We start from the raw sequence: 13,737 nt of genomic DNA, 5'->3' as shown, positions 1-13,737 counted from the left end.
ATCTGGCGCGGATTCGTATTTGAACGCTCGGTCGAGAGTTTAAGTGCAAAGACGCAGCCAAGGAGGGGCATGCTATCGGACACACACTCTTCGGAGCGAACTGAGCGGGCGACGACCGATCGATCGTCGCGTTCGCGCTCACGAAACCACTCACGAACACCGTTCACTCGAGACGATCGGGCGATCGAGGGGTTGCCAATTCGGCTCGTCATCGCCCTGGTCGTCGGCGTCGCGGCACTCGCACTCATGTTGAACATGCTCGGCGGCATCGGCGACGTCGGCGACACCGAAGTGACCGTCGAGGTCAACGACGAGGATCAGATAATCGAGGCCGGAGCAGACGGCACGGACACGAGAGGCGACGACGAAGTACTGGTCGACGTCATCGACGAAAACGGGAACAACGTCGAAGACGCGACGGTGATCGCGACGGCCGGCGACGCCCAACTCGACGGCGTTATCGCTGCGGATACCGGTGACGACGACGATGCGGAGGACCATTCCGACATCGACGACCATCAGGCGGTCCTCAAATTCGACGGCAATCAGAGTCTGCGTGCGGATCAAGATATCGGGACGCTCGAACTCGAGGTCGTCCCGCCGTCAGACAGTAACTACATCGACGAGCAGCCGAACCCGGAGATTCGGGTCGAGTCCTAACGGTCGATTCGAACGATGGGTTCAATCAGTACACAACCGACGAGACCGCCACACAGATCAGTTGAGCTACTAAAATCAGCGAAATCAGACCAGCTAGCGAACCGACGGGGACCAGCAGCAATCGGCATCGATCCGAGTGAATCGCCCGACTCGAGAGCGCTCTCGAGTACTGCTGAGCGTTCGCCTCGTCCAGGTGGGACGAGAACTCGGTGGCAACAATCGAGGGGCTGCTAATGGAGCAGCTCTTCACCCCCGTCGAGGTGCTGACGAGCGTCTCGTTCGTTCTCCTGTGTTCGGTCGTCTTCGCCACGCTCAATGGCGGTCTCAGCTTCGTAGTAACGCAGGTGTCAGCCAAGGCAGTGCCCGCCCTCGTCGGCGGCCTCGGAACCGCGCTCCTCGCCGCAACCACGGGCACGGCTGCCGGTGTGCTCGACCTGCAGACATCACCACTCGAGGGACTGCTCGGACTCGGGTTCAGCGTGCTCCTCGGCGTCTACGCGACGAGTTGGGGGCGACAACTCGCGCTCGATCTGCCGCAGTTTGCCGGCGAATCGGTCGAACGAGCGCAGCCACTTAGCGCCGATGCGGTCGATGCGGTCGACGCAATGGGACAGGTCACGATTCGCTCGAGCGGCAAGATCCGCGAGTTCGAGGGGTATCCGCCGTTGACACCGCAACGACGGCGCACACTTGAGGACGGTGCCTGGCGACTCCCCGCCGACCTTCCACTGTGCGCACTCGAGAGTCGACTCGAGGACCGACTCCGAACGAGAGACGGTCTCGAGGCGGTCGCCGTCACCGTCGACAGTCGCGGCCGTGCAACGATCAGGGCTGCTCCGCCCGCCAACGGACTGTCGAAGCACGTCCCTAACGGTTACCGCGCCGTCTCGGTTCGATCCCTGCTTTCGGCGGGATTGGCTCGCGGCGATACAGTTGTCGTCGAAACGGCGTCGGATTCGGTCGCCGGAACGGTACTCGGCGTCACCAACGAGGCGGGACTCGGGGTCGCCGACGAGACGTATGACGCCGAAGCGCATACACGGGCGACCGAACCGGACACTGGCACCGGAACGACGGTCGACCGACTCGAGAAACGGAGCCACGCTCACCCACTCGGTTCGCCGGCGAGTAGTGGAGCAGGGTTCGTAACCGTCGCCGTTCCGACGGTCGACGCGAGTATCCTTCTCGAGGCGTCTCGAGCCCGGATCGTCGCAACGCCGAACGATACCGCACCAGCGTTCGAGGCGGTCTCGTTGCTCGAGCGAGCGGGAACATCGATCCGGCAGGTATCGATCACCGAGAACGTGAAATCGGCCGTTTTGGACGACGAACACGAACTTACGATCGCTGCGGTCCACGGGGCCGAGGCCGCCGACACGAAGCCGGCGGAACCCGCGTCCGAGTGGGCGTTCTTCCCCGGTGAGGACGCGCTCGCGGATGGCTCGGACGCGTTTTTGCTTGGGCCGGATGAAAGCGCGTTCGGCCCACAGCGTGCTGAGCACATGGCACCGATCCCAGATCGAGATGCACGACAACCCGAGGTGAGCGACTGAGATGATCGCAACCATCGGCTTCGAAGCGCTCAGCGCCGACAGTGGACTCTCGAGCAGCGTCTCGGTCGGGGACGGAACGACGCTCGAGTGGACCCGCGTGGCGTTACTCGACATCCTCGGGTACGGCTTGGTCGCCGGTATCGTCGCACTCATCGGTGCGTTTGGCTACCGAGCGATGACCGTACGGAAACTGCCCGCTGGACCCGCAGTGCTCGCGGGTCTGGCGCTGCCGGCGAGTTGGCTCACTGCGGGTGCGATTCGCCACGACGCCGTCATCGCCGATGCGCCGTTGACACACTACACGTCCGGAACGTTTCTCTTCGGAGTGCTAGCGGCCGGAACGGTCGCGGCGATTGGGGGCCACCGACTCGGCGATCGACTGGCGTGTGGGAGCTACGAGATACGGCGATTCGATGCCACCGGATCCGGGACCGTCACCGAATTACTCCAGTCGGCAGGACTCGCCGTCGCCGTCACCCTCCCGTCGTCGATCGACGATGCCGAGGGGTATCCGGCGGTCGACGAATCGGTGTCACGAGTGCTCGAGGGACGACGGTTTCTCCTCCCGAGTGGGTTGTCCCTCGCGGCTCGTCGCACCAGAATCGAATCCCGAATCGAGACGGACTTCGACGTGGGCTACGTTCGCGTCGAACTCACAGCCGACGGGACCGTCTCGTCGGTCTCGGTGGGTGGGAAGCGATCCGGAATCAGCCCGACGCTCGGGCCGGGTCAGGTCGCCGTCGCTATCGCAAGCACTCTCTCGGCGAACGCGAGCGCGGGCGATCCGATCGAAGTCTGGACGGACGAGGGCGACTCGAGCCAGTTGGTCGCCACGGGAACGCTTCGCTCGAGTTCCGGATCGGTCGTGACGCTCCTCGTCGACGAGGACGACGCGAACGCGTTCGAACCCCGAAAGCGATACCGGCTGACGACGGGACCGGAGACGCCGGCCGATTGGCACGCGCTCGTCGCTGCAATCCGAGGCGCAGCCGAAACGGTCGTGGCGATCAAAATCGACGCGGACGGGCCGCTCGAGAGCGAGTTCGTCGACTGGGTTCCGGGAACCGTCCTTTTGCTCGAGCGAAACGGGGAGGAGGTGGCGCTCCCGGCGGAGAGTGAAGCTCTACAGGCTGGTGACACGGCGTACGTTCTCGCGACACCCGCGGAACTCGAGTCGCTGTCTCGATGACTCCAACCTGAAAACACTGTCGTAGCCGGCACGCGGAGAGCGAACACGAACAACTTTCGGAAGAAGTGACGAACATATACGGCAATGACGACACGTGAGAGTGCTGCCGAAACCGCTGTTCGACAATGTCTGGCGCTTGAGTCGGACGAATCCTGTGTGATCGTTACCGACGATACACGCGAACCGATCGGCGAGTCGCTGTACGCGGTCGCAAGCGAGATCACCGACGATGCCAGTATTATCCGCTATCCACCCGGGGAGACACACGGGGCCGAACCGCCGGAACCCGTCGCAGCGGCGATGGCCGGTGCGGACGTCGTCCTCGCGCCGACGACGAAGAGTTTGAGTCACACCCGCGCTCGCACCGAAGCGAACGACGCAGGTGCGCGAGTCGCGACGCTGCCAGGAATTACCGAAGACGTGTTTACGACGGGGTTGGACGCCGATTACGAGTCGATCGCGGCCCACTGCGAGGACGTCCGCGAGCAGGTCGACGACGCAGACGAGATTCGCGTAACGACGCCGGCTGGCACGGACATCACGTTCGCGGTTGGAAACCGAGCGTGGCTCTCGGATACCGGAATCGTCCACGAACCGGGGATCATGTCGAACCTCCCCGCAGGAGAGGTGTTCATCAGCCCCGAAACGGCCGAGGGAACGTTCGTCGTCGACGGCACGATGCGTCCCCACGGATTGCTCGAGGACGGTCAGCAGCTGACGTTCGAGGTCGAAGACGGGCTCGTAACGCACATCTCGGACGACGAGATTCGGGAAACGGTCGAAACGGCCGCAGACGAGGTTGGTGATGCCGCCTACAACCTCGCGGAGTTGGGGATCGGAACGAACGTCGCGGTCACCGAACTCGTCGGCTCGGTATTATTGGACGAGAAAGCCGGTGGCACCGTCCACATCGCGGTCGGAGACAACGCGGGAATCGGCGGCGAGACGGAAGCGCCGATCCACCTCGATGGTATCTTGCGAGAACCGACCGTCTTCGCTGACGGCGTCGAAATCGACCTGCCGCAGGCCGAGTAGTCGGCCGTGGGAGGGGAAGACGGCGAGTGGGGGAAGACGGCAGGTGGGGGAAACAGTGGGTGGTCGGTAGCACAGCGGGGTATGTCTGAATCAGCTCCAGCCACAGGTTCAATCGGCTTTTAGGGACGCAGCCGTTAGGACGTGGTATGAACGATATTCCGGATCGAGTTCCGACGGCGTGTCCGTCGTGTTCGCCGGACCTCGAGACGGTTCATGAGGTCCTGACGACGACGGAAGGCGGCGGGACAGTTACGGTTCGTTGTAGCGAGTGTTCACACGTCCACAAGGTCCAGCCCGAACAAGAGAGCGAAGTCACGCTCGACGTCGTCGTCTCCCAGGAAGGCGAGTCCTTCACCGCGAACGTCACGACGGCTGAAGGCGAGACGATCGAGACCGGCGACGAGTTCATCCTCGAGACCGACGAGGTGCTCTCGACGGTTCGGGTGACGAGTCTCGAGCTCGACCAACAGAAGCGACGAGAGGAGGCAGTCGTGGACGACGTGGAGACGGTCTGGACGCGGGAAGTCGACAACGTGGCCGTCAACGTCACCGTCCACCCCCAAGATGGTTCGCGAAACGACAGTCGAAGTATTACTGTCCACGTCCCCGGCGACTACGAGTTCGAGGTCGGCGCAGTCGACTCGTTCGGCGACGACGAGTTCGAAATCGACGCCGTCGTCGTGCGCGACGACGCGACGGGCTACCGACGCAAGCGCTTCGAAGTGGACGGCGACGCGGTCTTCGCCAAGGACACGAAACGCGTCTACGCATACGACGAACAGACCAGCGCCTGGTCGGCCTGGTAGGAAATTCAGCCTCGAGAGCACCTCTTCTCACCGTTTGTCGGTTGTTTCAGTCTGCACAACGCTCGCGCAAGCGGGCCATTGATAACCACCAAACCGATAGCCGGGGTATGGACCCCGCGGTACTGCGAGAGGATATGGTCGACGGGCTAGAGTCCGCTGCGAAGGACGTCCTCCACGACGAGACCGTCGCCGTCGCGATGCGTGACGTTCCGCGCCACGAGTTTCTCCCAGACGAACAGACGGCCTACGCGGACCGAGTCCACGACGTGCTCGGAACCCGCGTGCTCGCCCCGAGTACGGCCGCGCAGTTTCTGCAAGCACTCGGACTCGAGGACGGCGACGATGTCTTGATCGTCGGCGCAGGCGTTGGCTACACGGCCGCCGTCGCGGCTGAAATCGTCGGCGACACCAACGTTCACGCCATCGATATCTCCCGACCGCTCGTCATCGACGCTCGCCAGAACCTCGAGCGAGCGGGCTACGGCGGCGTCCTCGTCGACCGGCGCGACGGAGCGCGTGGCCTACCAGAGTACGCACCGTTCGATCGAATTTTGCTCGAGGCGGCCGCCGTCGATCCGCCGGAAGCGTTGCTCGAGCAACTGGCCGACGGCGGGAGACTGGTCTATCCACGTGGAACGCAGCGCCAGCGACTCGAAGCAGTGTCGGCAGACAGGGAGCGACGTGCCTTCGACGCCGTCTCGGTAGATCCGTTGCTCGTCGATGGCGAACAGTCGGGTGCCGTCGAGCGGAATCGAACGGCTCGAGAGGATCGCGAGCACGCTATCCGACGAAGCGAGTCACGGCGGGGTTGGGAACAAGAGTGGATCGAGTGGGAGGACTCGATCGGGTCTCACTAACCGCGAGCGGTCGGAGTAAGGCGAGAAGGCCGGTGTTTCCTCGAGGTGGACGGTGGTCGATGGAGGACGGTGCTCTTCGGTCGGTACGGTAGTCGGCGAAAATACGGGCGAGCGATTACGCGACGAAGGTGAGAAGTTGGATCAACACGCCGATGAGTACACCGGTCGCGATGATCGTCTTCGGGTCGATCTTGATCGAGTTGGAGTCTTCTGCGTCGAAGTACCGAACGAGCCCGGCACTGGACATCAGCCCACCGGTATTCTGTCCTTTATCCATACGTCACCGTACGAGACGATAGCACTAAATCTTTTGTCCTTCACACGACGCTCTCCGTCGTCTCTCAGTCGACTCTCTGCTCACGAGATAGGGGGTCTTGAGGACCGAGCGTGACAAACATCTCGTGGGAAGAAGGACATAACTCACCACGGAACGATCACCGAGACGATGCGCGTGATTCGCGGCCGGGGGGCGACCGTCGATGCGGACCGGGAACTCAGTCGCCAACTTTACTCGAGCGTCGCCGACGGCGAGTCGGCGATGCGCGTCTGGCGACCCCACCGACAGGTCGCGTTCGGTCGGCGAGATAAGCGACAGGAGGGCTACGAGCAGGCCCGTGAGCGTGCTCGAGCGCGCGGATTCGTTCCCCTCGAGCGAGACGTCGGCGGTCGTGCAGTCGCGTTCGACGGCGAAACGTCACTCGCGTTCACCCGCGTAGAACCGATCGAGGACTTCCGCCGGGGAACCACCGAACGGTACGAGCAGGCGACTGCCGACCTCGAGGACGCACTCGGTCGACTCGGCGGCGAACTCGAGGTCGGCCGCGGCGAACCCGAACGCTCGTTTTGTCCGGGGACACACTCGCTCTCTCTCGTGAGTTCGGACGGAAACCGACGAAAGGTAGCCGGACTCGCCCAGCGAGTCCGACAGGACGTCGCCGTCGTCGCCGGTGTCGTACTCGTGGCGAACCGCGAGAAGGTGGCGAACGTCCTCGAGTCAGTGTACGACGCGCTCGCACTCGAGTTCGAGCCCGCCACCGTCGGAACCATCGCAGCGGCAGGGGGTCCGAGCAATCCCACAGCCGTTCGCTCGGCGCTCGAGGACGCACTCGTCGGCGACGAGCGAGCACCAGTTCGAATCGAGTCCGTCGGCACCTGAGAGCACGACCGTTTTTCCGGCCGGCCGTCGACGTAGGACTATGTTACACTTACGCCACCGTTCAACACGTCGAGTCGATCCACCTCGAGGGGAATCCCGATGACCGATGAGACACCGGACTCACAGTGGGAGGTGCTCCTCGAGGATGCGAGGGCGATCGCCGAGGAGTATCAGGCGAATGGCTGGGAGACGATCGTACTCGAACCGGAGGAGATCACGCCAGTTGCACGGGAGGAACGCACCGGATTCGACGTGGCAGTCTCGGCGGACGAGTACAACCTGCTCGAGGACGTGATCGAGCGCGGTGACGTCACGGTCACCGCCGCGGAGGTGTACTATCGACCCCCGCCCGACGAATCGGCACAGCGACTCGCACTCGCGATCGAACGCGACGACGAGCACGAGACGGCAGTAGTCGTCCCGCTCGCGTACGAAATCACCGACGCACAGCATGTGTTCGAAACCGCACTCGTACAGGAGGAGTTACTGGTACACGTGCTGAGTGAAGGCGAGTCTACCGACGTCGATGCCAGCGCGGCCGCTGAGCGCGGCCCCAATCACGAGACCGAGCGGTGGATCAGTTTCTCACACGACGATCCGTCGCTCTTTCTCGAGGAAGCAGACGTTCGCGAGTGGACGCAGTAGGGTCGATTCCGCGCTCGAGTAACGGGTTGCCTGTCGTAGTAGACGTGGACCGACCGACGGGACAGACGTCTGAACCGTCCGTTGTCCCTCGGTCGACGAATTCGAACAGTGGCCATTCGCGTGTGGCGAAATCAGTTGTTCGACGAACGACCGCGTTTCGCTCCGTCAGCGGCTACGTGCGTGTTGTGAGTTAACAATCACAGAACGTACTATCGAGTGCCATCGAGTGGTCGTCGTAGTAAGCGTAGAGGTTCTGGGGTGCAGTGTAGGTTCCGCCGTAGTGGCCGACGGGACCGTTCGAGTCGATGATATTGTTCTCCTGGTCCGTCGTGAACCGGAAGTCACCGCGGTCGTAGATGAGTTCGTCATCCAGCCAGTAGCGAACGACGCCGTTTGGAATCGCCATGCCGGCCGCGATCGTATTCACGGCGACGTAGTACTCGAATTCGTACCACGTACCCGGTTCGATCTCGGGTGCGGCGATCGCCTCCGGTTCGCCGTCGATGAGATAGTCCTGATCGCCCCAGCCGGGGTGATCCATGTGGTACGTGTTCGAGAGCAGGTGGAACGGGCCGTCAGGATTCGTTCCGCGACTCGTCACGTACAGGCGGTTACTCCAGCCGTTCGTCCCGTCGGTATCGCCGCTACCTGCGCTGCCCTCACCGTGGGAAATCGCACAGTTCCAGAGACGACAGTTCGCGTAGTTACGTCCGTCCATCGACCAGTTCGTGTTGAGCGCAAAGCGCACGCGCCCGTTGAGTTCGAGCAAACCGTCCTCGAAGTCGTATTGGGTGCTCACACCCCAGTGGTCGCCCTCAGAAACCTGAAGTTGTAACGCGCGCTCGCCCGAGTACGTCGGCGACGCGACGAGCGACAGGGCGTCGCTGTTGCCGTTCGACACCCGGTAGATGTCGCTCCAGTCGTCGTAGTCGTCGTAATCGAGATGGACAACCGAACTCGAGTCACGGGACGCCGCCGCAGTGTCCGATCCCACACCGATCCCGCCGAGCAGGCCACCGAGACCGACGACGCCGCCCATGTGTAGCGCGCGTCGTCGAGTGACGCTCGCGTCGCTCGCTCCGTCAGCCGGATCAGTACCGTCGACCTCGTCAGTCGTTCGTTCGTCACTAGCAGTTGTATTTGTCGTCATCCGATGAAAATTTACGTCCGATTCGTGATTGTATCGAGTCCGCTAGAGACTATCTGATTGTGAGCAACTGTCTGCTCGATAGTTGTTGAGTACATGACGGACAGTGTGGTAGTGTGACACGATTCGTAGGGGGACGAAGAAACCACTCCCCGGTGGTTGCTATCGGTCCGCTCGAAAACTCATCGATACTCGAGACAGACGGACTCGACTCGAGCAGGCGAGGGCCCGCGAGCGACGAATCGCGCACCTCGAGAACGCAGTGCCACACGACCCGGAACGGAGCACCTACCACGCGAACGAGACTGTTCGCGTACGAACAACGACGGGCAGGCACTCGTTAGTCGACGACGAGAGCAATCGGCTCAGGCGTCGTCTTCTTCTCGGAGTTGCTCACTCGCCTCGCGAACGTCGCGCATCACGCTCGAGATCCGTTCTTCGGCCTCGAGTTCGTCCTCGACGGAGAGGTCGACGCCTTCGACCTCGAGTAAGAACTTCGCGACCTCCGTCGACTCGTACATGACGTCGTCGAGTTCCTCGGCGGTGAAGAAGTCACACATCGCGCCGTAGAGGAAGGTCGCGCCGGCCGTCCGAACCTTCTCCTCGAACGACGAACGGGCCTGGTTGACGGCCTGTGGAGTGTAGGTGTCGGTCATGAAGGGGACGAGTTCAGGGAGGTTCTCGCCGATTTTGGTCATCTCGACGCCGGTTTCGGTCCGGAAGTCAGAACAGAGACGGGCGATCGCCCACTCTCGAGCCGTGATGTACGTTCGATCGCGCAGGAACTCGTTGACGCGCTCGTACTGCGCGCCGTCCATCTTCGTGAAGCGCGCGTACTTCTGGACGTCCTCGGGTACGTCACTCGCTTCCGGCTCGGTGTCGGGCACGCTCGGCATCGAGGACGACTCGGTTTCGACCACCGCCTCATCCTCTCGATCGTCGTCGGCCGGTCGATTGTCGTTCGATTCACCGTCGACCGGGCTATCGGCTGCGTCGCCGTTGGCCGGACGGTCCTCCGCGTCGTTGTCGGTCGGCTGCTTGCCGCCAGTAGCCACCTCATCGCCGTGCGCATCCACAGCATCCGACTCGTCGCTTCTCTCGTCGGTGTCCTCGAGCATCTCGTCCGACGTGCCCTTCTCGGCAGGCGTGTCAGCCGCCACAGCACTCGCGTTCGATTCGGAGGGAGATTCGGCGTCGTGATCGGGATCGGACGCCGGTTCATCGTCGGCGTCGTCTCGAGCGGCAGATAATCCGTCCTCGTCCATAGCCGCGTATTGCCAGCAATTCGGGATAAGCGTTGTTCTCGAGGGAAGGGTCGCCGTCTCCGCGAAATCCGTTCCCTCCGAACGTATTGGGAATCCTGCACCCACCAGACAACGACGCACGGGATTGAACCGTGACTGGCCCACTCGAGTAGTAACTGATGGCCACGAGAACGACAGTCGGTAACCAGTTGATTACTTTATTGAAATTCGTTAATACTACTGGCGTATCATGACCGATGAGAACGCACAATCGCGGCGGCGACTTCTCGAACTGGCCGGTGTCACAGCGAGTGTCGGTGGACTGGCGGCACTTGCAGGCTGTGCGAGCGGTACCAGCGACGACGCCGAGGGAGACGACGGAGACGACTCGAGTAGCGACGACGGAACCGGTGACGGGGACGGCAAGAAAGACGACACCGAGGAGTCGAAATCGGACGAGGAAGACGAGAAGCCAAAATCGGACGGCCCGGACCGACCCGTTCTCTTCGTCCACGGCGGCATGGGGTCGGCGACACAGTTCGAATCGCAGGCGATGCGCTTTACGAGCAACGGATATCCACAGGAGTACCTCGCCGCCTACGAGTACGACAGCCTCGCGTTCGAGGAAATCCAAGCGGACGTTATCGCGGGCGTCCACGAGCGAGTCGAACGCCTGCTGGCGGAGACGGGTGCCGACGGCGTTGACGTGCTGGCCCACTCCCTCGGGACACAGGTGCTCCAGAGCTATCTCGCCGATCCGGACCGTGCCGAATCGGTCGCAAACTACGTCAACATCGACGGGAGGGAGGCCGATTCCCCACCGGGTGGCGTCCCCACGCTCGCCCTCTGGGCGCTCGGCAACGAAGACGCCGAAATCGGTGGCGCAAAGAACGAGTTCTTCGAGCAAGGCCACGTCGAAGTCGCCACCAGCGAGGAGGCGTTCGGAGCAATCTACGAGTTCCTGACCGACGACCCGCCGGAGACGACCCAGATCGAACCTGAACCCGCTGACGAGGTTACCGTGTCTGGTCGAGCGCTCGTATTCCCCGACAACGTCGGTCTCGAGGGCGCTACCCTCGAGGTGTACGCGATCAACCCGAAGACGGGCGCTCGAGAAGAGACGGTTGCGACGCAAACGATAAAAGACGACGGTCGGTGGGGGCCACTCGAAGTCGACGGAACCGACCACCACGAGTTCGTCGTGCGCGAGTGCAACGGCGTGAGCAGCCACGTTTACCGCCAGCCCGAACTCCGGAGCAACGGCTTCGTTCGATTGCTCGTCGGCGAACCCGGCGGCCTCACTGACGAACTCGTCGACCGCGGTCCCGATCACACCGCCTTGGTGATCAACCGCGACAAGGAGTGGTGGGCCGACCAGGGCGACGCCAGCGACGAACTCCTGATCGACGAGACGAGCGTACTCACCGATGCGACGGCCCCGCTCGAGGACGGCATCGTGACGCCGATGGTGTTCGACGCCGGCGAAGACGGTGAGACCGACGTTACGCAGCCGGTGCCCGCGTTTCAGGCACTGCCGTTTCTGACCGGGATCAACACGCACATTCCAGCGGCCGATCCGCCGGACGACGTCGTCTCCGTGACGGGCGTGTCACGAGACGGAGACGGCCTCGAGCGAACGGTGAAGGTACCGAACAGACCCTCGGACGAGCATCGGATGACGGTTCACCTTCCGGATCACGAGCAGACTCGATAGCGAACTCGGTTTGAGGCGAGCGGGACGGTCCGACCGGCAGTGGGTCGCATTTGGCGTAAACACCTAGCCTGTGTACGGCAGTTCGACCGGATTTAAGTTTACGAGGGTTATTCGCTAGAGTATGTCACAGACACCAGTCGTGGTGAAGGCTGTACGAACCCCGCAGGGGAAAGAAGACGGTGTGTACGCCGATCTCCGCAGCGAGGATCTCTCCGTGCCGCTCATCGACGAAATTCTCGCCGAGACTGGACTGTCTGGCGAGGACATCGACGATCTGATGTGGGGCTGCGCCCAGCAACGCGGCGAACAGGACAACAACCTCGCTCGCGTCATCGCCCTCCTCTCGGAACTGGGCGAGAGCGTCCCCGCGACGACGATCAACCGCTGGTGTGCCTCCTCGATGCAGTCGGTTATCTCCGCTTCGGACGCCATCGCCGCGGGCAACCGCGACGCCATCATCGCCGGCGGTGTCGAGAGCATGAGCCGCGTCCCGATGGGCGACGGCATGTCGGACATTCACCCGCGACTGGCCGAACTCTACAACGTCGGCGAACTCCAGATGGGGATGACCGCCGAGAAGGTCGCCGAGGAGTACGGCGTCAGCCGCGAGGAACAAGACGAGTACGCCGCCCGCAGCCAGCAAAACGCCGAGAAAGCCACCGAAGAAGGCCGCTTCGACGACGAGATCGTCCCGATCGAAACCGACGAAGAGACCGTCTCCGAAGACGAGGGCATCCGCCCCGGCACGACTGCCGAGAAACTCGCCGAACTGCCGACCGTCTTCAAATCCGACGGCTCCGTTACGCCCGGAAACGCCTCTCAGATCTCCGACGGTGCCTCCGCGCTACTCATCACCAGCGAGGAGTTTGCCGAAGAGAACGACCTCGAGATCATGGCCGAGGTCGGCATGAACAACGTCGCGGGCGTCGATCCAACCGTCATGGGAATCGGCCCAGTCCCGGCGACGGAAGGGCTCCTCGAGCGAAACGGGCGTGACATCGACGAGTACGAACTGGTCGAACTCAACGAGGCGTTCGCAAGTCAGTCGCTGTACTCGCGTGACGAACTCGGCATCGACCCCGACCGATTCAACGTCAACGGCGGCGCAATCGCCATCGGCCACCCGCTGGGTGCCTCCGGTGCGCGCCTGCCAGTGACGCTGATTCACGAACTCCAGAAACGCGGCGGCGGCCTCGGACTGGCGACGCTCTGCGTCGGCTTCGGTCAGGGAGCAGCGATCGAGTTCGACGTCAACTAAGGATTGCAGTTTCCACCTTTTGGTCCAGGTTTTGCGAGGCCGCGAGTGAGCGACGCGAGCGAGTCGGCCGAGACAAAAGGTGGGTGCGTCAGGGAGCAGCGATCGAGTTCGACGTCAACTACGGCGCGGTTCGGAGGCCAACGGCCGAGAACCGCGAAGTTCGAACGGGTTTCTCAGAGGGGGAAGGGGAGGCGGTTGGCGCGCGCTCTCGATCACGTTCGAGCACCGGCGAGAACTGATCGACGCTAGCGTGCGAGGTCTTCGCGAGTACGCGAGCGAAGGCTCGGAAGACGTACGCGTCTTCCGGTGGATACGCGAACGAACACCGTGAGTGAGCAAATCGGTTGGGACCGTCCTGTCCTCACTGTTCGCGCGCAGACTCGAAGTATCCTGCCAAACCATCAGCCAAACGATACCACTCAGGGATACGGCTATTTCGGCGGCTTCAGGGCTGGAAACGTTGTTCTCGAGAC

Annotated in this window: 13 protein-coding genes; 10 read left to right on the top strand and 3 right to left on the bottom strand. The window is 62.7% G+C overall.

Translation table 11 applies throughout. The features are described from left to right. Positions 1-69: 69 nt before the first annotated feature. The 6 genes from BLW62_RS14085 to BLW62_RS14060 all read left to right on the top strand — a co-directional run bounded on the left by BLW62_RS14085 (position 70) and on the right by BLW62_RS14060 (position 6,100). The gene (locus tag BLW62_RS14085) at positions 70-660 is read left to right on the top strand and encodes a DUF7382 domain-containing protein (RefSeq protein WP_090507691.1); all 591 of its coding nucleotides are present in this window, start codon (positions 70-72) and stop codon (positions 658-660) included. A gap of 233 nt (positions 661-893) precedes the next feature. Then, the gene (locus BLW62_RS14080) at positions 894-2,213 is read left to right on the top strand and encodes a DUF8167 domain-containing protein (protein WP_090507690.1); all 1,320 of its coding nucleotides are present in this window, start codon (positions 894-896) and stop codon (positions 2,211-2,213) included. 1 nt (position 2,214) lies between these two features. Then, positions 2,215-3,402, top strand: coding sequence for a DUF8167 domain-containing protein (locus BLW62_RS14075; protein WP_090507689.1), 1,188 nt, complete (start codon positions 2,215-2,217; stop codon positions 3,400-3,402). 84 nt (positions 3,403-3,486) lie between these two features. After that, positions 3,487-4,437 (top strand): aminopeptidase, encoded by a 951-nt coding sequence (locus BLW62_RS14070; protein WP_090507688.1) that lies wholly within the window; start codon positions 3,487-3,489, stop codon positions 4,435-4,437. Positions 4,438-4,583: 146 nt separating this feature from the next. Continuing rightward, positions 4,584-5,243 carry an HVO_0476 family zinc finger protein gene (locus tag BLW62_RS14065; protein WP_090507687.1) on the top strand — a complete coding sequence of 220 codons (660 nt, stop codon included), beginning with the start codon at positions 4,584-4,586 and terminating at the stop codon, positions 5,241-5,243. 107 nt (positions 5,244-5,350) lie between these two features. Continuing rightward, complete coding sequence (locus BLW62_RS14060) at positions 5,351-6,100, top strand: protein-L-isoaspartate O-methyltransferase family protein (RefSeq protein ID WP_090507686.1); 750 nt, start codon at positions 5,351-5,353, stop codon at positions 6,098-6,100. Positions 6,101-6,215: 115 nt separating this feature from the next. Here the strand turns inward: BLW62_RS14060 and BLW62_RS14055 are convergent, their stop codons facing one another. Beyond that, entirely contained in the window at positions 6,216-6,377 is a 162-nt protein-coding gene (locus tag BLW62_RS14055) for a preprotein translocase subunit Sec61beta (protein WP_076583722.1), read from the bottom strand. 168 nt (positions 6,378-6,545) lie between these two features. Between BLW62_RS14055 and BLW62_RS14050 the strand changes: the two genes are divergently transcribed. Both BLW62_RS14050 and BLW62_RS14045 read left to right on the top strand, forming a co-directional pair. Then, on the top strand, positions 6,546-7,256 hold the full coding sequence (locus BLW62_RS14050; RefSeq protein ID WP_090507685.1) for a lipoyl protein ligase domain-containing protein: 711 nt from the start codon (positions 6,546-6,548) through the stop codon (positions 7,254-7,256). Between the two features lie 99 nt (positions 7,257-7,355). After that, the gene (locus BLW62_RS14045; RefSeq protein WP_090507684.1) at positions 7,356-7,901 is read left to right on the top strand and encodes a DUF7529 family protein; all 546 of its coding nucleotides are present in this window, start codon (positions 7,356-7,358) and stop codon (positions 7,899-7,901) included. Between the two features lie 190 nt (positions 7,902-8,091). On the opposite strand, the gene BLW62_RS14040 is transcribed toward BLW62_RS14045, so the two are convergent. Together BLW62_RS14040 and BLW62_RS14035 are read right to left on the bottom strand one after the other, a co-directional pair. Beyond that, positions 8,092-9,051 (bottom strand): hypothetical protein, encoded by a 960-nt coding sequence (locus BLW62_RS14040; RefSeq protein ID WP_090507683.1) that lies wholly within the window; start codon positions 9,049-9,051, stop codon positions 8,092-8,094. Positions 9,052-9,413: 362 nt separating this feature from the next. Next, positions 9,414-10,166 (bottom strand): DUF5806 family protein, encoded by a 753-nt coding sequence (locus tag BLW62_RS14035; protein WP_394328163.1) that lies wholly within the window; start codon positions 10,164-10,166, stop codon positions 9,414-9,416. Positions 10,167-10,542: 376 nt separating this feature from the next. On the opposite strand from BLW62_RS14035, the gene BLW62_RS14030 reads away from it, so the two are divergent. After that, positions 10,543-12,006: a hypothetical protein gene (locus tag BLW62_RS14030; RefSeq protein ID WP_090507682.1), complete on the top strand. Its 1,464-nt coding sequence runs from the start codon at positions 10,543-10,545 to the stop codon at positions 12,004-12,006. Positions 12,007-12,127: 121 nt separating this feature from the next. Further along, positions 12,128-13,264, top strand: a complete 1,137-nt coding sequence (locus BLW62_RS14025) for a thiolase family protein (RefSeq protein WP_090507681.1) — start codon at positions 12,128-12,130, stop codon at positions 13,262-13,264. Positions 13,265-13,737: the final 473 nt, after the last annotated feature.

The organism is Natronorubrum sediminis (assembly GCF_900108095.1).
Taxonomy (GTDB): domain Archaea; phylum Halobacteriota; class Halobacteria; order Halobacteriales; family Natrialbaceae; genus Natronorubrum; species Natronorubrum sediminis.
The sequence above is the reverse complement of the archived record's forward strand: the minus strand, read 5'-3'. Positions and strand labels throughout refer to the sequence as shown.